At 33.4% G+C, this 26,225-nt stretch carries 22 protein-coding genes; 10 read left to right on the forward strand and 12 right to left on the reverse strand.

Annotation, left to right across the window (positions count from 1 at the left end; all coding sequences use genetic code 11):
* Positions 1-196: 196 nt before the first annotated feature.
* Positions 197-1,489, forward strand: coding sequence for a hypothetical protein (locus Q4500_RS16315; RefSeq protein ID WP_303600658.1), 1,293 nt, complete (start codon positions 197-199; stop codon positions 1,487-1,489).
* On the opposite strand, the gene Q4500_RS16320 is transcribed toward Q4500_RS16315, so the two are convergent.
* From Q4500_RS16320 to Q4500_RS16345, 6 genes are all read right to left on the reverse strand, one after another.
* Positions 1,479-2,786 carry a YaiO family outer membrane beta-barrel protein gene (locus Q4500_RS16320; RefSeq protein WP_303600659.1) on the reverse strand — a complete coding sequence of 436 codons (1,308 nt, stop codon included), beginning with the start codon at positions 2,784-2,786 and terminating at the stop codon, positions 1,479-1,481. The two genes, Q4500_RS16315 and Q4500_RS16320, sit on opposite strands and share 11 nt — an antisense overlap.
* Positions 2,786-5,167 carry a sulfatase-like hydrolase/transferase gene (locus tag Q4500_RS16325; protein ID WP_303600660.1) on the reverse strand — a complete coding sequence of 794 codons (2,382 nt, stop codon included), beginning with the start codon at positions 5,165-5,167 and terminating at the stop codon, positions 2,786-2,788. The genes Q4500_RS16320 and Q4500_RS16325 overlap by 1 nt, the downstream gene beginning before the upstream one ends.
* A gap of 6 nt (positions 5,168-5,173) precedes the next feature.
* A complete protein-coding gene (locus tag Q4500_RS16330; protein WP_303600661.1) occupies positions 5,174-6,604 on the reverse strand; it encodes a glycosyltransferase in 1,431 nt (476 codons plus the stop codon).
* On the reverse strand, positions 6,597-8,702 hold the full coding sequence (locus Q4500_RS16335) for a HEAT repeat domain-containing protein (protein WP_303600662.1): 2,106 nt from the start codon (positions 8,700-8,702) through the stop codon (positions 6,597-6,599). Before Q4500_RS16335 ends, Q4500_RS16330 begins: the two co-directional genes overlap by 8 nt.
* 246 nt (positions 8,703-8,948) lie before the next feature.
* Complete coding sequence (locus Q4500_RS16340; RefSeq protein ID WP_303600663.1) at positions 8,949-9,314, reverse strand: response regulator transcription factor; 366 nt, start codon at positions 9,312-9,314, stop codon at positions 8,949-8,951.
* Between the two features lies 1 nt (position 9,315).
* Positions 9,316-11,076, reverse strand: a complete 1,761-nt coding sequence (locus Q4500_RS16345; protein ID WP_303600664.1) for a sensor histidine kinase — start codon at positions 11,074-11,076, stop codon at positions 9,316-9,318.
* Positions 11,077-11,218: 142 nt separating this feature from the next.
* Between Q4500_RS16345 and Q4500_RS16350 the strand changes: the two genes are divergently transcribed.
* The gene (locus Q4500_RS16350; RefSeq protein WP_303600665.1) at positions 11,219-12,508 is read left to right on the forward strand and encodes a dipeptidase; all 1,290 of its coding nucleotides are present in this window, start codon (positions 11,219-11,221) and stop codon (positions 12,506-12,508) included.
* Here the strand turns inward: Q4500_RS16350 and Q4500_RS16355 are convergent.
* Positions 12,505-12,909 (reverse strand): acyl-CoA thioesterase, encoded by a 405-nt coding sequence (locus Q4500_RS16355; RefSeq protein WP_303600666.1) that lies wholly within the window; start codon positions 12,907-12,909, stop codon positions 12,505-12,507. The two genes, Q4500_RS16350 and Q4500_RS16355, sit on opposite strands and share 4 nt — an antisense overlap.
* Positions 12,910-13,185: 276 nt before the next feature.
* On the opposite strand from Q4500_RS16355, the gene Q4500_RS16360 reads away from it, so the two are divergent.
* Positions 13,186-13,593 (forward strand): glyoxalase, encoded by a 408-nt coding sequence (locus tag Q4500_RS16360; RefSeq protein ID WP_303600667.1) that lies wholly within the window; start codon positions 13,186-13,188, stop codon positions 13,591-13,593.
* Here Q4500_RS16360 and Q4500_RS16365 read toward each other — a convergent pair.
* Positions 13,582-14,262, reverse strand: a complete 681-nt coding sequence (locus tag Q4500_RS16365) for a DUF2461 domain-containing protein (protein ID WP_303600668.1) — start codon at positions 14,260-14,262, stop codon at positions 13,582-13,584. The genes Q4500_RS16360 and Q4500_RS16365 overlap by 12 nt on opposite strands.
* Before the next feature lie 94 nt (positions 14,263-14,356).
* On the opposite strand from Q4500_RS16365, the gene epsC reads away from it, so the two are divergent.
* Complete coding sequence (gene epsC, locus Q4500_RS16370) at positions 14,357-15,148, forward strand: serine O-acetyltransferase EpsC (protein WP_303600669.1); 792 nt, start codon at positions 14,357-14,359, stop codon at positions 15,146-15,148.
* Positions 15,141-16,028, forward strand: a complete 888-nt coding sequence (gene cysM, locus Q4500_RS16375) for a cysteine synthase CysM (RefSeq protein ID WP_303600670.1) — start codon at positions 15,141-15,143, stop codon at positions 16,026-16,028. Before epsC ends, cysM begins: the two co-directional genes overlap by 8 nt.
* A gap of 112 nt (positions 16,029-16,140) precedes the next feature.
* Here cysM and corA read toward each other — a convergent pair whose 3' ends face one another.
* Both corA and Q4500_RS16385 read right to left on the reverse strand, forming a co-directional pair.
* Positions 16,141-17,235 (reverse strand): magnesium/cobalt transporter CorA, encoded by a 1,095-nt coding sequence (corA, locus tag Q4500_RS16380; protein ID WP_303600671.1) that lies wholly within the window; start codon positions 17,233-17,235, stop codon positions 16,141-16,143.
* Between the two features lie 34 nt (positions 17,236-17,269).
* Positions 17,270-18,055 carry a tRNA pseudouridine(38-40) synthase TruA gene (locus Q4500_RS16385; RefSeq protein WP_303600672.1) on the reverse strand — a complete coding sequence of 262 codons (786 nt, stop codon included), beginning with the start codon at positions 18,053-18,055 and terminating at the stop codon, positions 17,270-17,272.
* Between the two features lie 298 nt (positions 18,056-18,353).
* Between Q4500_RS16385 and Q4500_RS16390 the strand changes: the two genes are divergently transcribed.
* From Q4500_RS16390 to Q4500_RS16400, 3 genes are all read left to right on the forward strand, one after another.
* On the forward strand, positions 18,354-18,839 hold the full coding sequence (locus Q4500_RS16390; RefSeq protein ID WP_303600673.1) for a hypothetical protein: 486 nt from the start codon (positions 18,354-18,356) through the stop codon (positions 18,837-18,839).
* 230 nt (positions 18,840-19,069) lie between these two features.
* Positions 19,070-19,768 (forward strand): response regulator transcription factor, encoded by a 699-nt coding sequence (locus tag Q4500_RS16395; RefSeq protein WP_303600674.1) that lies wholly within the window; start codon positions 19,070-19,072, stop codon positions 19,766-19,768.
* A complete protein-coding gene (locus Q4500_RS16400) occupies positions 19,765-21,261 on the forward strand; it encodes a HAMP domain-containing sensor histidine kinase (RefSeq protein WP_303600675.1) in 1,497 nt (498 codons plus the stop codon). Before Q4500_RS16395 ends, Q4500_RS16400 begins: the two co-directional genes overlap by 4 nt.
* A 57-nt stretch (positions 21,262-21,318) precedes the next feature.
* Here the strand turns inward: Q4500_RS16400 and Q4500_RS16405 are convergent, their stop codons facing one another.
* Together Q4500_RS16405 and Q4500_RS16410 are read right to left on the reverse strand one after the other, a co-directional pair.
* Entirely contained in the window at positions 21,319-22,788 is a 1,470-nt protein-coding gene (locus Q4500_RS16405) for a magnesium chelatase (RefSeq protein WP_303600676.1), read from the reverse strand.
* Between the two features lie 15 nt (positions 22,789-22,803).
* Positions 22,804-23,955, reverse strand: coding sequence for a VWA domain-containing protein (locus Q4500_RS16410; protein WP_073244130.1), 1,152 nt, complete (start codon positions 23,953-23,955; stop codon positions 22,804-22,806).
* Between the two features lie 487 nt (positions 23,956-24,442).
* Here Q4500_RS16410 and Q4500_RS16415 point away from each other — a divergent pair, with 487 nt between their 5' ends.
* Together Q4500_RS16415 and Q4500_RS16420 are read left to right on the forward strand one after the other, a co-directional pair.
* Positions 24,443-25,141 (forward strand): DUF1853 family protein, encoded by a 699-nt coding sequence (locus tag Q4500_RS16415; protein ID WP_303600677.1) that lies wholly within the window; start codon positions 24,443-24,445, stop codon positions 25,139-25,141.
* A 210-nt stretch (positions 25,142-25,351) separates the two neighbouring features.
* Positions 25,352-25,654, forward strand: a complete 303-nt coding sequence (locus Q4500_RS16420; protein ID WP_303600678.1) for a hypothetical protein — start codon at positions 25,352-25,354, stop codon at positions 25,652-25,654.
* Positions 25,655-26,225 lie beyond the last annotated feature (571 nt).

Here is a 26,225-nt window from a genome sequence, read left to right on the forward strand (position 1 = left end):
AAGCCAATGAATGCCTTTTAGAAATTGAAATCAGTAAAAAATCAAAGTATCTAGTTTAAGAAATAAACATGTTTTTAATCATAATAAGATAGCTATTAAGAAAAAGAAGGTTTTAGCGCTACAATACCATTTAAGTAGTTACGTTTTATAATAGCGATATAGATATATCTTTAATAAAGGCTTTAATTAAATTATAATGAAAAGATTCCCCCCGATGTTATTTAACTTCAAAATTGTATTCCTATTAACTTTCCTTTTTGCATTGACTACGATTAAAGCTGAGAATGAAAATACAATAGATTTCGCTTTTAAGGACTTTAGTTCAATAGAACTACTACTAAGCAGTCATAGTTTTAAAACTCATGAGCGAAGTACATTTACCTATAATTCACAAACCGAATCTATAGAACGTGGTTTAACGATTGTGCATCTACAAGCAGACAACAAGTTTGAATTCAAGACTTTTGACACCTATGGTAATAAAGAAGATGTAAAAGAATTATTAGAAGTACTTACTCAGATGAAAGCAGCTAAAGCAATCTTTGCAATACTCGCACATGATTCTGCAGCAGCACAATTAACAGGATTCGAGAAGCAGTTATCTGATTTAGGTTTTCTACAATTAAGCACCTTAAAAGGAAGGCAAGCATACATTATGTATAATATAAATGGTGTTATCACCGAACAGGTAAATGATAATTCTATCACAGAAACCTTAAGTATTACATCAACTATTGGTAGTACAGAAATTTACTTTCCAAAAGAGGTGTATGAATTTGAGTCAAATATAGATAGATATATTGCCCATGCCGGCGGAGAGATTAACGGAGTAAAATCTACCAACTCAAAACACGCTTTGGATGAAAACTATAAAAAGGGGTTCCGGAATTTTGAATTGGACATCATTGAAACATCCGACGGAAAATTGGTAGCGGCACATGATTGGAATATGTGGGCACGCTTTACAGATTTTACTGGCAGCCTACCTCCTACTCACGCCCAGTTTATGAAACAGAAAATTTATGGCGATTATACTACCTTAGATATCGATGGTATTAATGCATGGTTTAAGAATCACCCAGATGCTACATTGATTACCGATAAAGTGAACGACCCAATAGCCTTCGCTGATGCATTTATAGATAAGGACCGTCTAATAATGGAACTATTTAGTGTTATGGCAGTAGAAAAGGCTTCTGAGCACGGTATACACACCATGATTTCTCAAGAGCCGTTAATGGCTATTAAAGGAGATAAAGTGAATTTTCTGAAAGTTAATAATGTTAGCCATGTAGCGGTTTCAAGAAGAATAATTGAAAGTCAGAAGAAATTGATGCTGCAGTTAAGAGATGTGGGAATTAGAGTATATGTCTTCAACGTAAACTTCGATACAGGTAAAGATGAGCAGTACGTCTACGATAATGAATTAGGATTGGTGTATGGTATGTACGCCGATAAATGGATATCTGCAATGCAGTCTAAAAATTAAACTCATAGGTTAAACCTGCAGAGATAGAATAAAAATAGCTACCAGGGTCAAAAGATTGCTCTTGTCGCAAAACACCTACATTAGTTCTATAGGCACTAAGATTGTTTTTACCTGTGAATTGATATTCAAGACTTAATCTTTGCGATTCAATATACAGAAGTGTTTCTGCCAACAATTGATCACCCGACGTAAATTGTCTCAACTCAGGTGAAAAACCATAACCTACATTTAAACCCATGTAGTTTTCGGCATCCTTTAGATATTTACGCACTAACAAGCTACCCGAGACCCTAGTAAGATTATTAGACTCAGGCGTTATAAAAGAGCGTAAGGAGAAATAATAGTTACCTTTATAATAGCCTAAAGAGTTGGTTATTGACTTAACATTTTTAGTAGCAAAATTTATGAATCTACCACCGGCAGAAAACTCAACTCCGCTTTTATGATTATAATATATATCACTACCCATCTTGTGATTTGGGTATAAATCAGATTCAGAGTAGCCATAATTTACATAGGCATAGAATCCTTTTGCAATTTTTGGATACAGATCTAGGTCTAACTGAATTCCGTTCTTACCTACTCTATTGCTATTGTTTATTCTTGGAATAATAGATCCAAAAGGAGTTTGTCTTTTATAAGAAATACTAGATGTCGTTATAGGATCAAAACGTTGATCAAAGAACGTAACAGCACTATTGACCATTACAGAATTTTTCAGCTTCTCTTCTGTAACCGGTGTTTTTCTTAATAACTCTTCGTTTTTGTCTTCAACTTTTTTCGCTACCGTTTTTTTTGGTTTTTTAGCAGCTACCAATTTAGTCTTGACATTACTATCTACATTATACCAGCCTTTTTTGCCATACAACAAACCATTAATGCCTTCAGTAGCTATTGCTTGAAGCCTTATTAGTTCTTGATCATTCTCTATATGCACCATAGCTTTATTTGACAATCCCAATGCTGTAGCATAGTTTTTTGCATATAGTTCGTTTTTAACAGCAGAAATCCAAACTTCTCTATTGCTCTTAGTCGTTGATAATATAGTGTTGAATTCGGCACGTGCTAAATCATAATCACCTCGCCAGCTTAACGTACTCGCCCATAACATTGAAGTATCTATATCGGTAGCAGGCTTATTAATCATTAAATACAGCATATTATGTGCCGTATTGGTTTTGCCTTCATATGCCAATGCATAAGCAGTATCGAAATTACCCGCAGTATCTTGTCCTGTAACGCGAAAAATTCCGGTTATTAGAACCAAAAGAATGATATGTAAATACTTTTTTCTCATTATTTGATGGATGCAATAGTATTAGCAGGTTTTTTCTGTTGTGTTTTATGTACCTTGATACCGGCATTTCTTGCAATTGTTCGTGCCCGTGAAATTTTATCTGCAATCTCATTGGCACTAGAACTATTTGCCTCAACCTTATCGATTAGCGCTAAACCTTCTTTTAATTTATCTGACCAATAGTAAACATCGAAAAGCGCAGCATAAGAATCTATATAATTCGGATTAATAGAAATGCATTCTTGTAATATTTCAGCCGCCTTTTCATGGTTTCCTTTCCAAGAATTCACTCTTCCCATTAGTATTTTGGTGTCGATATGACTAGGCGCACCAGAAAGGTTGTAACGACAAAGTAATAACGCTTTATCCCACTTTTTATTCCATGCTAAATCCCTCGCCTTAAAATATCCTTTATCAGAATCTTTACCATCGTAAACACTATTCAACCAGACCGTTTCACTATCGGTAAATTGTTCTTTTTGAATCGTAAAAATCGCCAAACTATCAGGTATTATCTTGTTCTCCGTAGTTACATAATGATTCACAGATTTAAATCGTTCTAAAATAGTTTCAATCGATCCACCTCCAAAGGCAGAACTGATATCCATATTTTCATCCAACACCATGATATCGCCATCGGTATATAGTTTTTCTCCACTGATATATTCTTTCAATTCATTCTTATTACGCATCAACGGAATATTTTTTGTGGACCTAAATGCAGTTTCCATATCAAGTGCACCACCCATCCACGCCACTTTTTTAGGCATTTTGAGTTCGTACGAATTAGATAGTAATGCCAATATAGACGGTGTAATATCGAAATGTGAAGAAACTGAACTCATTTTACGGGTCGATTTCAGCATAGGGCTGTACATAATCATCGGTACATGAAAACGGCTAATATTATTACGTTGTGGTATCGGAATAAGTCTATGGTCGCCAGTAATGATGAAAATAGTATTGTCGTAATTTGGTTGCGATTTATATGATTCCATAAACCATTTTATAGAATTGTCGGTGTATAAAAGTGTAGCAAAGACATTATCATTCTTCGCTATCACTTTCTCGACCCTAGAGTCAAAACTGCCATTTGCGAGTATATTTTTTACTTTACCTTCAAACAGATCTTGATTAGGCGGAATAAAAGGTTCGTGCGTACTAATAGTCATGTAGACCTCTAATCGTGGTTGATTTGCACTTCTTTCAAAACTTAAACTTTTCTTGAACAATTCCATATCAGGATATCCCCAAGAAGAACCAGCAGCATCTTCAGCTTGTTTTTGATATTTACTTCCGAATCCTGATTTATCTAATACAAAATCAACGTTCTCACTAGTTAAAAATCGGTCTACCTTATCGAAAGAACTATTGGTGCCTTGATAAAATGACGTGTGATACCCATTATTTTTAAGCACACTGAACATAGTCAGTTTGTTTGGATACTCCTCTAGCTCCATAAATCCGCTTTTACCAAAAGGCAACGAACCTAATAATGATGGTAGCACTCCGAATGTTCTACCTGTATTACTTAAGAAATTTTCCCAATAAAGAGATTTTGTTGTTAGGGAATCTAAATACGGAGTGAAGCCGCCGTACTCGGCACCTTCACCAACAAAATCACGACCAAGACCTTCAACCATTATAAAAACGATATTGGGTTTCTCTTCTTTTAATTCAAAATACTCACCCAATACATTTTCTATATTGGCACTTTGCACCAATGGGTATTCTTCTGTTGACGTATACGAATTGTCTTCGGTACTTGTGTTGTATACGTTAACAGCCAGGTATTGTACTTTATTCTGATTAATAGGTTTACCGTCTGTAAATAAAGAAGCCATAAAAAGACTGAACAAAACTATCGTAAACGGGTACATTTTGCTAATTCGGTGATAGACTTTAGAAGTGATTCTATAAAGTATCAAAAACATACTTATTAATATAGTTATACCAATGAGCAGATAAACTGAAATCATGAATCCGCCAGAATTAGCTATCGTTATTTTCATATCAGCATAGCTATATCCTAAAATATCTGAACCTAAAGGCACTAATGTTGTACAGTAATAGGCAGTAAGTAGCGCTTCGAATATGAGTATAAAACTTAATATAACGAAGACCAGGTTAAAGCCGTATTTAGAGCGCAAGTTTTCCCAAAAATTGAAAGGAAACACCAGCACAATACCCATTAAAGCGGTAAAACCTATTTGATGAATAATTGCTTTTAAAAAGCTTACCGAAAAAATACTATCAATAACCCCTTTGTAATACAGCATGCCGTATTGAAAAAGCGTTAACACGAATAAACATCCGAAAAAGGATATCATAAGCCTCGTGTACTGCTTTAGGGAATATCTATCTATTTGACTTGTGTTCATTGCTTTTTAAGATGCTTTTGCAAAACCTTTTCTAACTTGGGATCCCCAACCAGATTTTATTTTGAATAATTTTTTATAGTTTCCCCTTACTGCAGCATACACTACAATTGGGTGAAAAATGAAAGGTTCTAGAATTGCCAGACCCATTAATATTAAAATGTCTTTTGTTTTTCGATATTGGTTATACGAATACACATCCCAAAGAATGGCATAGAATGAAATCATTATTGAAAACAAGAATATCGCCAACGTAATCATGAAGAAGAATTCCCAATTTAAAATTCCTAAGTAAGCAAAAAGTAAAATGGTAAAAAAGCCAAAGAACTCTAATAACGGAGAAAGCCATTCGTAGAAAAACCAATATGGATAACTTAATAACCCAAGTCTACCGTATTTAGAATTGAACAACATGTCTTTATGCTTGAACAATGTTTCTAAATTACCACGTGCCCAGCGGTCTCTTTGGTTTACTAAAATATTAAGATCTTCAGGTACTTCGGTCCAACACAATGGATCAGGTATATATTCTATTGTATAGGGTTCTTTTCTATCATGCATATAACGACGCATTTTAAAAACGATCTCCATGTCTTCACCAACAGTGTCGGTATCATACCCGCCTACCGCTAATGCAATTTCGCGTTCAAAAAAACCAAAAGCACCAGAAATAATAAGAAGACTATCAATTCTACCCCAAGCCATTCTACCTAAAATGAAGGAGCGGGTATATTCTAAAAGTTGAAATCTAGCCAACCAATTCGTAGGCAATCTAATTTCTTCAAGCTGACCACCCTGTATAATACAAGAGTTAGCTACACGAATTACCCCGCCAACTGCAATCACTCTTTTCTTAGAACGTTGAAAAAATGATTTGACCACGTGTAATAAAGCATCTGGTTGTAATAAGCAATCGACATCGATGCAACCTACATATTTACTGGTAGATAATGAAACACCAGCATTTAAGGCGTCAGATTTACCACCGTTCATTTTATCAACAACGGTAAGCTTTTCAAAAGCCCTATTTTTTGATTTATAGATTCCACGAACAGGTTTAGATTTCCAGTCGGGATCCATTTCTACATCTATCTTCTCAAGGTCATAAGAATCTATCAGTTTCTGTAACGTATCATCTTTACTACCATCATTAACCACCATAACGTCATAATTGACATATTGAAGTGATAATAACGAACGAATATTTTCTACAATGGTTAAGCCCTCATTATAAGCAGGAGCAATTATAGTGATTGTTGGCGCCAAAGGTGAAGCCATTATTTTGGTAATATCTGTAAAACTGTTTTTATTTCTATAATGAAGAGAGTTCTTTGTAGAAAAATATGCCATTAATGAAAACAGTACAAACAGAATTATGGTAAAAACAAAGAATACAAAATTGATGTATTCCAGTACCACACCAAATAGTTCACTATCCATCTTTCTTTCTGTATAAGGAGTTGGACATAGAACATAACTGATCAAATAATGTAGAACCATTTTCGTTCGAAACGGTTCCCTTATACTTTATTGAATTATTTGATTCTAACTCAAAACCAACATTTAAAATAAAATCTTCGTCTGATGTACTTTTAGTTTTATCATCAAGTATTAATAACTGCGACTTTATATATTCTAAAGCCTCGGTAGCCTTTTTTACAAGTTTTTTTGATTCAGATTGAATAACGCTTTCTAATAAATCAATTTCTTTCTCGTCACCTACCTTTTTAATTTCACCGATAAGCATAAGCTTTGTCTCATAATCAGCTAGATTATAGATATCGGTAAATACACTTTCGGCAAGGTTATTATCTTCTGAAAACAACTCATTAGGTCGTGGTGATTGGTACGAAAATTTCTGAATTAATTCATTTGCTCTTTCGATAACTACTTCAGAACTATTTTTCTCGATAATTTGATATAAAAGTATCAGTTCGCGACAGTCGCCCAGCTCAGAAATATTTTCTAACATTACCATGGCATCAAGCTCTTCTTGAGGCATAAAGTTTGCAGCGAAACAAAGATTATCGTTTTCAAAAGAAATAAGCGGTTCAGCCAAATCAGCTGTATCAATAACCACTTTATTCTGCTCTTCGTTTTCTGAATCTAAAGTAGACCAATCAAAAACATGAGCCATTTTCGTTGAAGTATTATCTATAGGGTTAATAGAAGTTTCTTCTGGTACTTCTCCCAATAATTCATCATCTAATTCAAACAATGGTCTAAAATCTTCATCATTATAAGAGGTAGTCACTTCTTCAAAAACATCTTCTTCTATCACGAATGGCAGAAAATTAAAAGTAAGTTCTTCTTCTGATTCTTGGTCTTGATCGTTGTCATCAACTGCCTCAGTTTCTTCGGGTTTTTCCTCTAACGCTTCTTCATCTTTAATATGAGGTAAAAAACTTAAATCTATATCTTCTATTGAGTTGATCTTCTTTACATCATTTTGCTGCAATTCTGCATCAAATTCTGTTTTCTCTTCATTAACAAACTCTTCGTTCATTACCTCTTCTGTTTCATTATATGTTGTGTCTTCTTTAAATATATCAGACATTTCTTTTTTTGTTTCAGTAGCTATAGTTTCATTATCTATCTCAGTCGAAACATCTATAATGTCATCATGTAATATTATACCTTCATGATTGTCAATTATTGAATGCTCCTCTTCTTGCATAGCATCATCAAATTCAACATCATAAAAATCAGCCGTAGAAATATTTTTGGTAGGTAAAACTCTTTCAGGATCAATTTTGTTGAGCGTACCTATTACTTTACTTTTTATATTAAAGTTACGTTCTGTCAATTGCAGATTTTCTAAGAAAGAAGCTTCTGCCTTTGTACCCAATTCACCAATGGCATCTAAAATTGCAATTTTAATATCATGGCTTGCCTTTGAATACACCAATTTTAGTGTCATTAAAGCATTCGAGAAATGAAAATCTTTAATGCACTCAATAGCTTCTGCTTGAATATCGCGGTTCTTATGTTTTAAAAGCGTTATAATTGATTGCTCTGCATCGTTTTGACTATAATATTTGATCAAACGTAATGAAAACAATACTACGTGAGTATTGGTAGAAGTTAACCAAAGTCCGAATTGTGGCGGAGAATAATTAGGTTTATGCCTTAGTACATCTAATAACTTCAACTGTTGCCATTCGGCAATCTTAAACTTGGTATTATCAAGATAGTATTTAATACCCTCTTCTTTAAGATTAACCACTGCAATTTCTGCTTGTTTACGAATGGTACTTTGTCTATGGTTTATGAATTTTATAATAAGTCCGTACGACTCATCAACCTCCATAGTGGTCAATTCTAGGATACCACTAGAAACAACTTGCCATTTTCTACTACCTAATTTTTTGTAAGCATCGTGATGTAGTCCTAAATCTTTATATAATTCAATTAATACAAATTGCGATTGACCAGACAAATCTTTTCGTAAATCAAGTAATACCTCGGTAAGAACATCTCTATCGAAATTATTTTTGATTAATTCTCTAATCTGTACTTTTAAATTTAAATAATTCATTTTTTCCTCCTTAGTATTTGAATCCTCATAGAAAAGAAATTCATTAATCATGGGGGAAAACTCGACCTTTTTATCTTTGGTACGGCTGTTGTTCAATGTTATTTTATTTCTGATGATGAATACACCAACAAAATAAATTACAGACAATACAAAAAATAGTATAGTCAGCCACCAGAGATATTCTAAATTGAATTCTGGTGCAGTTATTATCGATATTTTTATTTGATTAGGGGGAATCAACAAATTTTATTTATTTATTTCTCGTGCTATTCTAACTAATAATTCTGTTGGACTTACTGGTTTCGTAATAAAATCATTTGCGCCTAATTCAAAAGCGGTTAGAACGTTTTGTTCATTACCTGCCGATGATATAATAATTATAGGTGTGTTTGATTTAAGTTCATTTCGCACATAATCTATAAGCTCAATACCAGAAAAATAAGGCATCATAATATCGCTCACGATAATGTCGGGCATTGTATTTTCTAAATACTCTTTAACTTCTTTTCCGTTTACGGAATGATGTACTGTATAACCACCTTTTTTCAGCCTAAAGTTTAATAAAGAAGCTAATAGTTGATCGTCATCTGCTAATAGTACATTTTTTCCCATCTTATTTTTTATTCATTTTATCAAGTTCAATATTCAAATTCTCTTCTAATAATGGATAATCGTTCAAGAAAATTTCATAAAGTTCTTTTACTTTTTCTGGTTGATTTGTTTTACACCTATTTTCTATCTCCACAATTAACTTTCGCATACCATCAGCTTTTATCATAGCAAAACCAGCCTTTAATTTATGTGCAGATAAAGCAATTTCTTTTAAATTCTCGGTCATTAGATGAACTTTTACATTGCCAATGAACTCAATTGCGTTCAATTTGAACAACTTTAATAATTCATTTAGCATATCGATTTCTCCGAAACAATCTTTCAACAGATTATTTAAATTTACCACCGTGGTTTCTTTTATTTCTATCATTGGCTTTTGAAGTATTGATGCAAAATCTGTATGCTCTGAGTTTAGTTTTTTATACTTTACAATGGTTGACATTAAATCGTCTAAAGTGTATGGTTTCAATAGAAAATCATTAATTCCTATTTCTTGACATTCTTTGCTATCCTGCTCTGTGAAATCTGCACTAAAGGCAATAATTGGAACTGAATTTACTTTTCTATTTTTATGATCTCGTATGGCTTTAGACACTTCAAATCCATTTTGATTAGGCATTTTTAAATCCATTAAAACAAGATCAATTTTTCTAGAAGACAGTAAATACAAGCCTTTATCTAAATCAACATCAACATGAACTTTACAGCCCCATTTTGTCAATTGTTCAACAATTAGGTGTTGGTTCATTATATTATCTTCAAATACCAATATCTCGGTACCAGCTAATAAACCGCTATTGTTCTTTTTTGTATTCTGCTTTGAAGATTTACGTGGAGCCGTAGTAGCGTTACCTATCGCATAGGGCATTCTAAACATAACAGTTGTTCCACTATTTATAGTGCTATCAATTTCTATTTCACCGTTGAGCTTATCTATAATTTCTTTTGTAATTGTCAACCCAAGTCCCGTACCACCATATTTTTTGGAAGTATCATTTTCTGCTTGTGTGTAACCTTTGAATATGGTCTTAATTTTTTCTTTAGAAATACCAATACCGGTATCGGCAACAGAAAACTCTATAAGACATTCATTATTAACTTGTTCTTTAGTGAAAACCTCTAATTTTATAAATCCTTGATGAACAAATTTTACCGAATTGCCTAAAAGGTTAAGAAGTATTTGAGATAGTTTAGATGGATCACCTTTTATAATTTTAGGTACGTTCTCATCGATATCGATCAACAGTTCTATTTTGCGATCTAAAATTAATGTCTCACATAAAAACATAACATCTTTAAGTAAGCTATGCAAATTAAAATCTACCGTTTCAAAATTATTATTACCAGAAGATAATTTAGAATATTCTAGAACTTCGTTAATGAGTTTTAAAAGTGTATTTGATGCAAATTGTATGGCATCTACTTTTTTATGTTGACCACGAGTTAGCTTTTCTTCTTTTAAAAGATTAGCATACCCTATTATACTATTCAACGGAGTTCTAATTTCGTGACTAACATGAGTTATAAACTGCTTTTCTGATATCTCTTGATTTTCTGTTGCAGCAACCTCTTTTTTCTTAGAAACAATTTGATCAGTTTTAGGCGTATAAATATGTCTTTCTAAACTAGACCGAAAAATATTAAAAGAGCTTTTTAACTCTTTAGCTTCAGCGGCATTTAATTCTTCAAAAGAGAATTCGCCAACTGTTCTTTCTAGTTGTGATAATTGACCAAGTAAATCCTTAGTTTTTGAAATTGACATAAATAGGTATTCTTTAGTTTATGGAGGTTGTTTTTTATAATTATCTAAAAATGCATCAATACCACTGCGAGAACAATAAAATGTTCTCTAAGGGTGGTTATTTGTTGTGAATACACTTAAATTGTAGGTCTAAACTTACTCTATGAAGCAGCTTATCTATTTATTATGTATTACAACCGTAATCGCTTGCGGAGAAAAAAAAGCAAAAATTGAAGAAACTACCTTAGAAAAAGCACATCGAATTCATGATGATGTTATTACTATTGATACACATAATGACATCAATGTCAAAAACTTTGTAGACAGTGTAAATTACAGTCAGAGGTTAGATAACCAAGTTAATTTACCGAAGATGAAAGAGGGTGGTTTAGACGTTACTTGGCTTATCGTTTATACAGGTCAAGATACGTTGACAAATGATGGCTATGCCAAGGCAAAAGAGAACGCCATGTCTAAGTTTGAAGCTATTCATAAATTGTGCGAAGAAATTGCTCCTGAAGAGATAGAATTAGCATTAACCTCTGCAGATGTAAAACGTATTGTTGGAGCTGGAAAAAAAGCTGCAATGATCGGTGTTGAAAACGCCTACCCTATTGGTACAGATTTATCGCAGTTTAAAACCTACCATGATTTAGGTGCCCGTTATATTTCTTTGGCGCATAACGGCCATAGTCAATTTTCAGATTCTAATACCGGTGAAACCGATGATGTATGGTTGCATAACGGCTTAAGCGATTTGGGCAAGCAAGCTGTAGTAGAAATGAATAAGCTCGGTATAATGATAGATGTTTCGCATCCTTCTAAAGAAGCTATGAAACAAATGATAGCATTATCAAAAGCACCGATAATAGCATCTCATTCATCTGCAAGGGCATTATGTGACCATAGTCGAAACTTAGATGACGAGCAATTAATGATGATGAAAGAAAATGGTGGCGTAGTGCAAACTGTGGCGTTTAGCTCTTACTTAAATTCTGAAAAACATGATGCTAGAGCTGCCTACATGAAATCTATTTATGAAAAAGTAGCTGATTCTTTAGATATTGCTTGGTACGAGCGCTCTCAGTTCTCAAGTTTATCTGACGCGGATAAAGAAGCCTTTATGGAAAATTACCCAAAGGTTTTAAAAATAGGAAAGGAATTGATTGTCGACAAGTCTGATGTTCCAGAAGCCGTAAATGTTTCAGATTTCGTTGACCATATAGACTATATGGTAAAGTTAATCGGTATTGACTACGTTGGTATTAGTTCTGACTTTGATGGTGGTGGTGGAATTGAGGGGTGGAACGATGCTTCTGAAACCTTCAATGTTACCCTAGAACTTGTAGAACGTGGTTATTCTGAAGAAGACATTGCAAAATTATGGGGTGGTAACCTCATGCGAGTACTTGACCAAGTACAAGAAATTGCTAAAGAAATGGGTGAGAGTTAATGCTCCTCGCCCATAGCCGCTAGGCGATCTTTTACAAATTCTATTTTAGTTTTACCGTGTGCAGCAGGTTTACCGTTTTCACCAAGGTTAACCATAATAATATTGTCTACGGTAACAATTGTCTCATGGTTCATTTTATTACGAACCTCGCAATTTAAGGTTAATGATGTTTTACCAAACTTAACTACTTCAATACCAATTTCAATAACATCGCCTTTAACAGCAGCGCTCATAAAATTAATTTCTGACATATATTTAGTAACTACTTTACCATTTTCTAATTGAATTATGGCATAAAGTGCAGCTTCTTCATCTATCCAAGCTAGTAATCGACCTCCAAACAATGTTCCGTTAGAATTCAAATCACCAGGTTTTACTAATTTTCTAGTATGAAATCTCATAATCTCTTTTTTTGAAAATTTACTTTGCAAAGTTATGTCTAAAAATTTTCAACAGCACAATTTTACCGTTGTAAGCAGCCCGATTTATCAATTGTAACAATTGCGTATTTAATACTTTACATATTAACAATTGTGTCTAGATAGAATTATCATAACCCTAATTTCTATCTCTATTTTTTGCCATAACCGACTTTGTTCATAACAGGTTAAAAACTTATTTAAGGTATTAAACACGCATTTTATCTAATACGTACCTTTAAGTAAAATCAAAATATAATGGACAGGACACAGAAATTGCAATCAATTAGACCAACAATTGCCTCTGCCAAAATAATGCGCAACATGAGTGAAGACGAACGTTTTCAAAATGAAACGTTACGACCCATACTTAAACTTCAAAATGAATTACTTCTAGCTTCTTTTCAGAATTATATCAAAAAAATGAAGAATAGTTTTTATGAGTTAAAGATTGAAAAACGTATAGATTACATCGCGAAATCAATTCAAAAAGATATTAAATTCAGAAACTCCCTTAAAGGAATGATCATAGGTCAATTTACAGTTGAAGAATATGATATTTATATCAAAAACTCTTCTGCACTAAATAAAAGAATGATGAATATGGTCGTAAAAAGAATTCAAGATCAAATTCAGTATTTTGATAAATACGAATTAGTCAAGTAAAGATTCCCCATTTAAATTGGTGGTTAGAATAGAACTCATTAAATCGAAATAAGGTCGTATTGCTACAAAACTGTCGTTTACCTTATTAGCAAAATCATCTGATAAGACTTCTTCGTCGGTAAAGTTCTTTACGAAAATAAATTGCTTTTTGCGGATAAATTCGATGTTAGGGTCCTCCTTATCAAATCCTTTAGGGGCAGTTTTTAATTCATCACCAACTAAAGGTCCCCAAATAGCCTTAAATTTTTTATCATGGACAATGTCTGTCAAATCGGTAGTATCTATCTCCCACTCTTTTCTAATTCGCAATAAGTCTTCCTTTTCAGGATTCCAGAATCCGACGGCAACAAAGCTGTTATCTGGTGCTACCTGCAAGAAGTACCCACCTCTACGATGTTTACCCGCTCTAGAGAAAGAGGCAGATAAATTACTTTTATACGGAGTTTTATTTTTAGAAAAACGAACATCCCTGTAAATTCTAAATACTTTTAATTTTTCAATTTCATCATGTTTCTTTAGTTTTTCAAGTACATGATTGAAAAAGCTCTTTACTTTAGTTTCCTCAGCTTTAAATTCCGCTTTATGTTCTGTAAACCAATCTCGATTATTGTTTTTCTTAAGCTTATTTAAAAATTGTAAAGTGCTTTTTGTAATCTTCGTTTCTAACATTCGACTTACCTGTTGTGATTTTAAGCTAAAGTTAACCATTAGATGAGAAGTACTTTTACTTATTTGGTTAATTTTGATGAACTAATGTAGACTCATGGACCATCGATCTATAATCGAAAAGATTAATACCCACAAAAAACAGCCGAATTTAAGATTTCGCTTAAAAAGGAATACGGAGAAATTTACCGACCTTCTTTTTTATATGCTATTTGATATTGAAACACCAGTAGCGGAAAGTTTAGATAAACTTGAAAAGCAATTTGATGAACTTGTAGATTTAGCTTGTTGGGAAAGCGATAAACCTTGTAAAAAGGTTTGGGAGAATTATGTAGAGAAACTTCCTTTAGTTCTTGAGAGCTTAAATCTTGATGCAGAAGCGACGGTAAATTGTGATCCCGCCTCATTATCTATTGAAGAAGTTTATATGGCTTACCCAGGCTTTTATGCCATTTCAGTATATAGATTGGCTCACGAGTTATATAAAACGGGTTTTCCTTTAGTACCAAGACTAATGACAGAATATGCACATAGGCAAACTGGTGTCGATATTAACCCAGGTGCACAAATAGGAAAGTCTTTTCATATTGATCATGGTACCGGAGTTGTAATTGGTGAAACTGCTATTATAAAGAATGATGTCAAAATATACCAAGGCGTAACCTTAGGCGGACTCTTTGTTGCTAAAAATTTACAGCAAACCAAACGTCATCCAACCATAGATAATAATGTTACCATTTACGCAAATGCCACTATTTTAGGTGGTGATACCGTTATTGGTGCCAATAGTGTTATAGGAGGAAACGCTTGGATTACGGCATCTGTACCGCCACATTCAACAGTTTTTCACACACCAGAAATAAAAATTAAAACATTACCGCATGTCTAATACCTTATTATCTCTTATTGGCAATACTCCGCTACTAAAGTCACGAGTTCTTAATACAAATCCTAATGTTTCTGTTTATTTTAAATTAGAAGGTCATAATCCAGGTGGTAGTGTAAAAGATCGCGCCGCTTACAATATGATTAAAACCGGTTTTGACAATGGCGATTTTACCGTTAATGATAAATTAATAGAAGCTACAAGTGGAAATACAGGGATTGCCCTAGCTATGATTGCAGGTGTTTACGGACTTGACATTGAACTGGTAATGCCAGAGAATGCTACTAAAGAACGCGTACAGACCATGAGAGCTTATGGTGCCAAAGTAACTTTAACCTCTAAAGATGTAGGTATTGAAGGTGCACGAGATTACGCAGAAAGTAAGGTTGCCAACGAAGGTTATATAATGATGAACCAATTCGGAAATGATAATAATTGGAAAGCTCATTATAAAACTACAGGTCCTGAAATATGGAAAGATACCGATGGTAAAGTCACCCACTTCGTTTCTTCTATGGGTACAACAGGTACTATAATGGGTACTTCTACCTATTTAAAAGAAAAAAATAGCGACATACAAATCGTTGGTGTACAGCCAAGCGACAATGCTAGTATACCAGGTATAAGAAAATGGCCTCAAGAATATTTACCAAAAATTTTTAACCCAAAGAAAGTAGACCGCATTATGGAAGTCAATGAATTGGAAGCCAAAACTATGGCTAGAAGATTGGCAAAAGAAGAAGGAATATTCTCAGGTATGAGTAGTGGCGGCGCAGCAACAGTAGCCTTACGTTTAGCTCAAGAAATAGATCATGGTATTATAGTTTCTATAGTTTGTGATCGCGGAGATCGCTACTTATCATCAGATTTATTTGAACTATAATATTTTTTAAAATAGGATATAAAAAAAGAGCCGTTGACACGGCTCTTTTTTGTTTTATTAAATATGCTATAAAACTTTACAATTATTATATTTCTAAATATAGAATAAGGCTTTACAACCACTTTTTCTTTTTAAAATAAAACATCATTCCTATAAAAAGAATAATCATTACAGCCCAAACCACGTAGTAGCCGTATTTATAATGAAGCTCGGGCATATTTTCAAAATTCATACCATAGACACCAGCAATAAACGTAAGCGGAATAAAAATAGATGCCATTATGGTCAAAACCTTCATGACCTCGTTCATCTTATTACTCATGTTACTCATGTACATCTCCATTAAGCTCATAGACATCTCACGATAAATCTGTAAACTTTCATTAATTTCAATGGTATGATCCAATACATCGCGTAAGAATAGTTTAGTGTCTTTGGTAATAAGTTGATTTTCTGTATCAATTAGCCTGCTAATCAATTCTTTGACAGGGAATACCCATCGTCTAATCTTTAACACCTCTTTTTTTAACTGCTGTATATTTTTAGCAACTATCGGCTCAGGATTTTGATACACCTCTTCTTCTAAATTCTCAATTCTATTATTAAGATTTTCTATAGCTAAGAAGTAATTATCGACAATGGCATCGAGTAAAGCGAAAAATAAGTAATCAGCTCCCCTAGTTCGTATACGACCAAGTTTACCGGTAATTCGATCTCGCAATCCGTCAAAAACATCAGCTTTAACTTCTTGAAAAACCAAAACAGTATTCTCATGTAGAACAATAGCTATGTGTTCACCTATAATTTCATCTTCCTCAGAAATGTATAACATTCGAAAGATTCCGAAAATATAATCGTCGTATTCATCTATTTTAGGGCGCTGTTCGGTATTAACGATATCTTCAAGCACCAAAGGATTCAAATTAAAGTGCTTACCTATTCTTTCAATAAACGGTTCATCTGTAATACCTACAACATTGATCCAAGATATTTTGTCGGCGCGCTCTTCTTTAAAAAACTGATCTAAGTTTGCAAATTCATTAGTTTCAAAACCATCAACATTATAAGTAGTGCTATAGATTAAACTGTCACTTCGCTCCTTATCGCCCATATAGCTAATGGTTCCCGGTGCTTTACCTAGCTTATTATGCTGCCGAGATTTTTTCTTTTTGAGTTTAGGGAAGTTGAGCTTCTTATTTACAGCCATGAATAATTTTTTATAAATATATTAAAACTATAAACTACTTATTAAAGTCCAGTTTGTTTAAAATTAAACCTGAACCAGGTGCTATGGAATTTAGTTTATGGTTAGAACCCGTAACTAAAGAACCCTTAATTTCTTCTATGCTAAGTTCGTGTTTACCGAGTTGCACTAAAGCTCCCATTATCATTCGAATTTGATATCTCATAAATCCCTTTCCCTTAATTTTTAAAATATAACTATGCTCTGGAAAAAAATTGGCTGTTAAAATATCATTAGGTACAATGCTACATCCTTCAATTTCTCGAACTGCAATCGTGGTAGGTTTTAAAGATGCTGTATAAACACTAAAATCATGTATACCAACAAACAGAGAAGCAGCCTGTTTCATTAATTCCAAATCTAGTTCATCTATATAATTGGTTATAAAAGGTGCGCTAAACGGGTGATTCTTACATCCAAAGGAAAAGAAGTAATTATACTCCTTGGTTTTACTATCCTTTATAATATTAAAATCTTGACCAATAGATTCAATTGAGAGTATCCGAATATCTGAAGGTAGATTTTTATTAAAATCTTTTAAGAAAATAGCTAAGTCTAATAATGGTTTTTCAACAAAAAGTTCAAATGCACCATCTAATGAAGAAACCTTAGCGTCAGTTCTACCTGCACCCAAAATTTTAAAGGGACTATCGGGGTATAAAAAGGTAAAAGTTTTATTGAGCATACCTACAATAGTACGCAGCTTAGGTTGCACTTGCCAACCATTAAATCTAAAGCCCAAATACTGCAGACGAACCAAATAACAAAAACGTTGTTTCTTCATAATGTAAATGTAATTACATTATAATCATTACTAAACAACTCGCTTAAAATCTCTTTATCTAAATCTACTAATATGCAATATTTTACGTGATAATTACATTATAGATTCCTACACAATTATTACAGGTAAATTATTGTTAATGTTCATAAAAAATAGTAATATTAAGGTATGGCTTTCTTAATATCAAGGACTTGAACAACGAAGTTAACCGTTCATCGAATTGTTTTAAGTTATACCACAGCTTCCCCGTAATTGCAACGAAATTAAGGTTCTCCCGAACCCATGAAAACTAAATTTTATGAATTCTATCAAAGGATTATTTACTTGGAAGAGAACATTAATTGTATCTGTTGTTGTGCTTTTTTTACTGAACATCTTTAGTTTTTACGGGTTATACACCAATAAATTTTACTTTTTCAAAATAGAAAACTACATCTTTCCTATTTTATCAATTATTCACTTGGTCTTTTTATATGTACTATGGTTTAAGATTAATGAGAACGAATTGAGTGATCCACCAATGCGAACCTTAGAATATGTACTTTACGCGATATCATTAGTATACCTATATAAAATGGTAGAGACAATTATAGTATTGTCTAGCTATTCTGATTTTGAGAATCATCTTATACCGAGTACATTTTTACCTCTCGGCTTGGTAATGATAGCCTTATATGCGGTGTTATTAATAGTAACATTTTTAGCCGTTGCATATAGAAAAGTAATGGTAGGCACTTACATTTTTGACGATATGAACCAACATGTAGATCATTGGAATAACTAAAAATCAAAAACATACATAGACCTCGATAAGAAATTATCGAGGTTTTTTTTTGTCCAATAGTTTTTAAGAACCCTATGATTAAATACTCATAAATGGGAATAATTATTTGATGATCATGTAATTATCAAAATATTATGCGACCTATTATTAGGCAAAATCACCTTCTACAAGCTGTTTTTCTTTAAATGTGATTTTTCTGTGATACTTTTTTTCTTTATTCGTAATTGATTATGAAACGTATACTTATTATTGAGGATGATCCTGAAATCATTAAGCTATTAGAACTACATCTTTCTGATGTTAGTTATGAAACCACTATGGCGATGGACGGTAACGAAGGGCTAAACTTAGCCTTGGAGAACGATTATGAGCTAATTCTATTAGATCTTACCCTACCCGGCTTAGACGGAGTTGAGATTTGTAAAAAGCTTCGTGCCACCAAAAACACGCCTGTAATTATGTTAACCGCAAAATCTGAAGAGATAGATCGCGTTTTAGGTTTAGAGATAGGTGCAGATGATTATATGACGAAGCCCTTTAGTATTAGAGAGCTATTAGCAAGAATTAAGGCAGTACTTCGCAGATCTAATAAAGTGGAACTGAAACAGCCAGATACTTCAATTATTTTGGCAGAAGGACTTTCAATTGATATTGATAAGCGAAAGGTGGTCTTAGGTGATTACAAAATAGAATTATCACCAAAAGAGTTTGAATTATTAGTGCTAATGGCGTCAAATCCTGGTAGAAACTATACCAGAACCGAATTGTTAAATATTATATGGGGATATAATTTCGAAGGTTATGAACATACCGTGAATTCTCATATCAACAGGTTACGAGCCAAAATAGAATCTGATATGGCAAACCCAAATTACATTTTAACGACTTGGGGCGTTGGGTATAAATTTAATGAAGAGATAATGGCATGATAGATAACAATAAAACCCTTACTCCGAAATTAGTAAAGAAACTATGGGGCGCTTTCATATTTTTGATTGTGCTGATGGGAGCCTCGTATATTTACATTACAGGCTACCTAACGTTGAATTATAACCAAGCTATTACACAGCGTATTAATGCGAATGTGGCAAACCATGTAATTCAAGAAAAATTTCAAAATGCCGCTCCGTTTTTAGAAGATGGCACCGTTAATAAAGCACTTTTCGGAGATCTTATGCACGATATGATGGCTGTAAATCGTGGTATCGAGGTCTATCTTCTAGACAAATCTGGTGACATACTATATTCTGTAGTTTTAGAACACAATGACAATGAGCCTATGAATTCGGTATCTCTAGAACCAATTCATAAATTCATAGAATCAAACGGAGAAGAATTCATTTTAGGTGATGACCCACTGAATCCTGAATCGCAAAACATCTTTTCTGCTGCACCATTTTCTGTTGATGGTCATGAAGGCTTTATTTATATTATTGTAGCGGGTAAAGAATTAGCAATAATAAGCGATAGCCTTTTCGGGACATATTTTACCAAACTAAGTATCGGTGCTATAGTACTGACCATGCTTTTTTCTGCATTGATTGGAATACTAAGTATTTGGTTCTTGACTAAAAATCTTAGATTAATTACCCAGACAGTACGTAAATTTCAAGAAGGTGATTTAGATATTAGAATAGAGAATCCTGAACAATCAGATATTGAAGTGGTTGCGTTATCTTTTAATGAAATGGCAGATACCATTGTAGATAACATGGATAAAATGAAATCTGTAGATAATCTACGTAGAGAATTAATTGCAAATGTTTCTCATGATTTACGTACGCCATTGGCTGTATTAAAAGGGTATATTGAAACACTACAGATTAAGAAAGACTCGCTTACAGAACTTCAAAAAGAAGAATATTTACAAATTACCCATAATAACATAGACAAACTCTCAAGTCTAATTAACCAGCTATTTGAATATTCTAAATTAGAGGCAGAACAAGTAACCCCTATCAAAGAGCCATTTTCAATTACAGAACTATCTCATGATCTTATAGCTAAATTCAAGCTATTGGCTGAACAGAAACAAATACAGTTACAATTAGAGAATCCTGAAGAAAACTGTATGGTTTATGCAGATATAGGTTTGGTAGAAAGAGCGTTACAGAATTTAATTGAAAATGCCATCAAGTACACTGAACCTAAAGGAAAGGTTACCTTGAGTCTTGTAAAAATGGGTAAACAGATTGAAATAAATATAACCGATACTGGCAACGGTATACCTCTAAATGATCAACCCTTTATTTTTGATCGCTACAAGCAAGTTGATGCGCATACCAAGAAACAAGGACTCGGATTAGGTTTAGCTATCGTTAAAAAAATAATGGATTTGCATGATACAACCATAGTCGTTTTAAGTAAACCCTATGAAGGAAGTTCTTTCATATTTAAACTGCCCGCTTATCAATTACAATAATTTTAATTTTGCTGTGAAAAAGAGAAAGCCCTATCCAATTTGGATAGGGCTTTTTTACTAAATATCTTTTAAGAAACTGCTATAGAGGTCTTTAAACTCAAACCCATCAGTGAAGCGTTGTTTGTTCAATTTTTTGTTAGAAACCAATCCCCAAAGTAAGAGCTCTTTTAAGAAATAAACATCTTTAGCATCATAATCTGGTTGATGATCTTTTAATAATTGATTCAAAGCTGATATGCTATCTAAAGCACGTTTGTATTCTTCATCTGTAAAGTCATCCATTAGCTCAATTCCTTCTCCTTGAAAGAACCAATGTAACAATTCGTCATAAACTGTTTCTTCATCTTTACGTTCAAGTTTATTGATCTTTGGAAAATATTCTGGGAATAAAGATTTTACAGCATCATCGATTAATATAGCTGCAACGCCGTCAGCTCCCTCCTGCTCTCCTTCATACACCAATTCTATTTTACCCGTAATTGCAGGAATAATACCTAAGAAATCACTTAGACGAACCATGGTATGGTCGCCTCCATTCAACAATGATCTTAACTCAGCTGTACTTAACAAGTTTTCAAAAGCAGTAATACTGGTACGGGCACTTACACCACTTTTAGCATCTACATACTCACTTTTACGAGCTTCAAAAATGATTTGTTCAAGCAAGTCTTTTGCTAAGTCTGGCACATATACAGCATCAGTTTGACGAGAATCTAACTTTGCTTCTTGCTCGGTAATTTTTCTAGCTATTTCAATATCATCTGGGTAATGCGTCAATATCTGCGACCCAATTCTATCTTTCAGCGGCGTAACGATACTACCTCTATTGGTGTAATCTTCTGGATTAGCCGTAAATACGAACTGAATATCTAACGGCAATCTCAATTTGAATCCACGAATTTGAATATCTCCTTCTTCCAATATATTAAATAAAGATACTTGTATACGTGCCTGTAAATCTGGTAGTTCGTTAATTACAAAAATACAACGGTTGGCACGAGGAATCATTCCGAAGTGAATCACTCTGTCATCTGCATATGACAATTTCAGATTTGCCGCTTTTATAGGATCTACATCTCCAATTAAATCTGCCACGGTAACATCGGGAGTAGCCAATTTTTCAGCAAAACGTTCGTCTTTATGCATCCAAGTAACAGGAGTATCATCGCCTTTTTCTTTGATGAGTTCCATCGCATATCTAGACATCGGTTTCATGGGGTCATCATTGATTTCAGAACCTTCTACAACCGGAATATATTCATCTAACAGATTCACCATCAAATGCGCCAAACGCGTTTTCGCCTGACCACGTAATCCTAATAAATTAATATTATGACGAGAAAGAATAGCACGCTCCAATTCAGGAATTACAGTATCTTCATAACCCCAAACCCCAGGAAAAGCATCTTCTCCTTTTTTAATTTTCTGAATAAGGTTATCTCTTAACTCGTCTTTTACACTCTTTGTTTTATAACCAGCAGCTTTTAACTCCCCTAGTGTATGTATTTTTTTATAATCTAATTTCATAAAATTTTCTTAGTCTTATTTCAATCTTTTTTTTCTATTTGCTTCGTAATCTTCAAAAATCATTTCTCCTAAACCTTTTAATCCGGTAAAGAATGCCTTGCCTTTATTAGCCTCAGTAAAATGGCGAATAAATTGCATTAAGTAAGGATCCTGAGCGATCATAAATGTTGTTATCGGTATATGAAGTTTACGAGCCTGTCTCGCCATATTATAGCATTTCTCCACAATAAAATCATCCAAACCAACACTGTTCTTATAATATGTACCATCTGGCATGCGAAGACAACTTGGCTTACCATCGGTGATCATAAATATCTGCTTATTGGTATTACGTTTTCTACGAAGCATATCCATCGCCAATTGCAGACCAGCCACTGTATTGGTATGATACGGACCTACTTTTAAGTACGGCAAATCCTTAATCGGTATCGGCCATGCATCATTACCGAAAACTAAAATATCAAGTGTATCCTTTGGATATCTCGTAGTAATCAATTCTGCCAATGCCATAGCTACTTTTTTAGCCGGAGTAATACGATCCTCACCATACAAAATCATACTATGGCTAATATCGATCATTAGAATAGTACTCATCTGTGCTTTATGCTGCGTATCTTCAACAACCAAGTCATCTTCACTTAGTTGAAAACTACCCATACCATGATTAATCTGGGCATTTTTAATACTCTCTGTCATAGATATGTTTTCTAGACCATCGCCATAACGGTATTCTCTTAAGTCACCCGTATGCTCATCTCCTTGTCCAGATTTACCTGTTTTATGATTACCTGCTCCACTTCTTTTAAGTTTACCAAAAATTTGGTCTAAAGCACGCTGACGAATTATACGTTCCATCTTTGCGGTAATGGAGATATCTCCACCACCAGAACCTTCTTCCCCGTCTTGTGCGTCGCCACCGCCATCTTTAAACTCTTCGCGTATGTAACCCTTAGCCTTTAATTCTTCAATAAAGTCTTCAATAGTGTAATCTTCTGTAGTAAGTTCATACTCCTTATCTAATTCGCGTAACCAATCTATAGCCTCGTCAAAGTCTCCAGATGTATGCGTAATAAGCTCTTGAAAAATATCAAATAGCCTATCAAAAATCGATTGTTCGGGTGCTTCGTAAGTTTCAAAGCGGAACCCTTTTCTTTCATTCATAGCCATAGTATAAAATTAACACTTTTACATTGGATGCTCGTCGTATTTAAGAAATGTTAACGTTGTTGTTTAATGTTAGTTGATGGTTGTTCGTTGCTCGAATACCCTGGACGCTTTGCGCATTGCGCATAGCGTTTTGCCTTTGACGCAGAAGAGTTCGGCTTTACAAGAAGTTTTTAAATACAAAGCAATCTGTCTTTTTTGTTTACCTAAGATTCCATTGTTATGCATGTAAGCGATAAGCGAAAGGCGCTTAGCGTCCAACGTTTTGCGCATAGCGTTTTAAAAAGTAACTTCGGCTACGCTCAGTCACCGGTATTCGGCAACACTATTTACAAACTACTGACAACTAACAACTAAAAAATACACTATCAACAAAAAACCGATTACACTTGACCAATTCAATGGTTTTTTAAGCACGCCGCCGCTTTGGGAAGGTGAACAGTTTGGTGTACCTCAGTTTCAGTTTCCTGAAGTAGCGATAGATAGTTTTTTGCCCAGTCCCATTCCAGAGAATTTACGGTTGGGGCATCAGATGGAATATGTGTGTAAGCAGTTTCTAGACCAAAGTGATGCATATGATGTACTGATTCATAATTTACCCATACGAAATGGTAAACAAACCATTGGTGAAATTGACTTTATACTGAAAGAAACAGCCACGAAACAACTGATACACGTAGAACTTACCTATAAATTCTATTTAATTGACATTGAAATAGAGAATCCTATTCATCAATTAATAGGACCAAATAGAAGCGATGCATTTTATAAAAAACTACAGAAAATCAAAAACAATCAATTCTCTTTAGTACATGCTGGAATTGGACGTTCTGTACTTTTAGAGAAAGAAATAGATACTACAAATATTAAACAACAGGTTTGTTTTAAAGCACAACTATTTAAACCTTATAAAGCAGATAATTTAAAACTAGACCCATTTAATGCAGATTGTATTGTGGGTTATTGGCTGCGACTAAAAGATTTTAATGATAATAGATTTTCTTTATTTCAATTCTATATACCTACTAAAAGTGAATGGGTTCTAGAACCTAACGCTAGTATAGCATGGTCGAGCCATACCGAAATTATCCTCGAAATACACGAGCGTTTAGAACATAAGAGTTCACCGATGGTATGGGTGCAAAAAAACAAAACAACATATGTTAAGATTTTTGTGGTTTGGTGGTAAGATTAATTTCTGGAAATGATTATCAATAGTAGCTGTTAATAACTGTTGATAGGTCTGTTTTTAAACTGGTGGAGATTAAATTACTTTTAAAATTGGAAAAATCTAATACAAAATCACTAAATAATATTGGAGTTTTGACCTTGCTATTAGACATATTTTTATGAAATATTGGGTTGATAATATTAAACCATACACTAAAAAATAATTTAAATGGAGCTAGAAGAAATACAAAAAAGATTAGACGATGTTGAAACTAAGATAACCTATATCACCGAAATGCTTAAAATGAACGCCGAAACCATGAAAAACCTACTAGGACAAATGACAAATTTAAATAATCGAGCATATGACGATGAAGCTATTCTAAAAATTCACAATGCGTCTAACCAAAATCTTAAAATTAGTAGTGACAACATTGAATCGATAACGAAGATTTATGGATTGATTACTGAAAATAATAACTCAATAACTGATATTTATAATCACCTTTCTACAATATATGACAAATTGTAGATTTCTAAATCAAGCATAAAATAAAAACTCAAGCGAAATTATTACCGTTGTAAGCAAACAATACGTTTGGCAAAAAGATTTATAAGTTAAGGGGACTTGTTTCTTATTACGTAGGTAAATATATATTTATAAAGACGTTAATCCTGATAGCTATCGGGAATCGATTTAGCTTTGAAATAAAAAATAAAACCAAAAAATAAGCTTTAGCTTAAACCTTGTATAACATTTAATGACCAAATCTGAGATAAAAAAATATTATAAAATAATTGGATATGTAAATGCTATATTAAGCTTACTTTATCTCTTATTTTCTATTGAAAATTAATTGATTGAACGATTTTTTTTTGTAATCACAATCAATATCGTATATAACATGATGTACTTTTTCTTTGCTGGAATATATAAAGGCACAATGTGGACACGCAATCACAATAAATTCAATAAGAATATTGGCGGAATAATGCTTCGGATTTTTGCTTTTTCTGGTATGTTGGTGTAGGCTTCCCCTTCTTAGGACACCTCTAAATTCGATAAATAATTATTATTTAGGTCAGATTTGATGAAGAATTTA

Source organism: Maribacter sp. 1_MG-2023 (assembly GCF_030547005.1).
Taxonomy (GTDB): Bacteria; Bacteroidota; Bacteroidia; order Flavobacteriales; family Flavobacteriaceae; genus Maribacter.

What these genes read in the sequence shown, in the direction of transcription:
- Q4500_RS16335 (WP_303600662.1), bottom strand. Translation starts at nt 8,702, where the DNA reads ATGAATTATTTAAATTTAAAAGTACAGATTAGAGAATTAATCAAAAAT.
- Q4500_RS16330 (WP_303600661.1), bottom strand. Translation starts at nt 6,604, where the DNA reads ATGGATAGTGAACTATTTGGTGTGGTACTGGAATACATCAATTTTGTA.
- Q4500_RS16315 (WP_303600658.1), top strand. Translation starts at nt 197, where the DNA reads ATGAAAAGATTCCCCCCGATGTTATTTAACTTCAAAATTGTATTCCTA.
- Q4500_RS16400 (WP_303600675.1), top strand. Translation starts at nt 19,765, where the DNA reads ATGATAGATAACAATAAAACCCTTACTCCGAAATTAGTAAAGAAACTA.
- Q4500_RS16410 (WP_073244130.1), bottom strand. Translation starts at nt 23,955, where the DNA reads ATGGCTATGAATGAAAGAAAAGGGTTCCGCTTTGAAACTTACGAAGCA.
- Q4500_RS16390 (WP_303600673.1), top strand. Translation starts at nt 18,354, where the DNA reads ATGAATTCTATCAAAGGATTATTTACTTGGAAGAGAACATTAATTGTA.
- corA (WP_303600671.1), bottom strand. Translation starts at nt 17,235, where the DNA reads ATGGCTGTAAATAAGAAGCTCAACTTCCCTAAACTCAAAAAGAAAAAA.
- epsC (WP_303600669.1), top strand. Translation starts at nt 14,357, where the DNA reads ATGGACCATCGATCTATAATCGAAAAGATTAATACCCACAAAAAACAG.
- cysM (WP_303600670.1), top strand. Translation starts at nt 15,141, where the DNA reads ATGTCTAATACCTTATTATCTCTTATTGGCAATACTCCGCTACTAAAG.
- Q4500_RS16340 (WP_303600663.1), bottom strand. Translation starts at nt 9,314, where the DNA reads ATGGGAAAAAATGTACTATTAGCAGATGACGATCAACTATTAGCTTCT.
- Q4500_RS16365 (WP_303600668.1), bottom strand. Translation starts at nt 14,262, where the DNA reads ATGTTAGAAACGAAGATTACAAAAAGCACTTTACAATTTTTAAATAAG.
- Q4500_RS16395 (WP_303600674.1), top strand. Translation starts at nt 19,070, where the DNA reads ATGAAACGTATACTTATTATTGAGGATGATCCTGAAATCATTAAGCTA.
- Q4500_RS16325 (WP_303600660.1), bottom strand. Translation starts at nt 5,167, where the DNA reads ATGAACACAAGTCAAATAGATAGATATTCCCTAAAGCAGTACACGAGG.
- Q4500_RS16405 (WP_303600676.1), bottom strand. Translation starts at nt 22,788, where the DNA reads ATGAAATTAGATTATAAAAAAATACATACACTAGGGGAGTTAAAAGCT.
- Q4500_RS16320 (WP_303600659.1), bottom strand. Translation starts at nt 2,786, where the DNA reads ATGAGAAAAAAGTATTTACATATCATTCTTTTGGTTCTAATAACCGGA.
- Q4500_RS16345 (WP_303600664.1), bottom strand. Translation starts at nt 11,076, where the DNA reads ATGTCAATTTCAAAAACTAAGGATTTACTTGGTCAATTATCACAACTA.
- Q4500_RS16420 (WP_303600678.1), top strand. Translation starts at nt 25,352, where the DNA reads ATGGAGCTAGAAGAAATACAAAAAAGATTAGACGATGTTGAAACTAAG.
- Q4500_RS16385 (WP_303600672.1), bottom strand. Translation starts at nt 18,055, where the DNA reads ATGAAGAAACAACGTTTTTGTTATTTGGTTCGTCTGCAGTATTTGGGC.
- Q4500_RS16360 (WP_303600667.1), top strand. Translation starts at nt 13,186, where the DNA reads ATGGACAGGACACAGAAATTGCAATCAATTAGACCAACAATTGCCTCT.
- Q4500_RS16355 (WP_303600666.1), bottom strand. Translation starts at nt 12,909, where the DNA reads ATGAGATTTCATACTAGAAAATTAGTAAAACCTGGTGATTTGAATTCT.
- Q4500_RS16350 (WP_303600665.1), top strand. Translation starts at nt 11,219, where the DNA reads ATGAAGCAGCTTATCTATTTATTATGTATTACAACCGTAATCGCTTGC.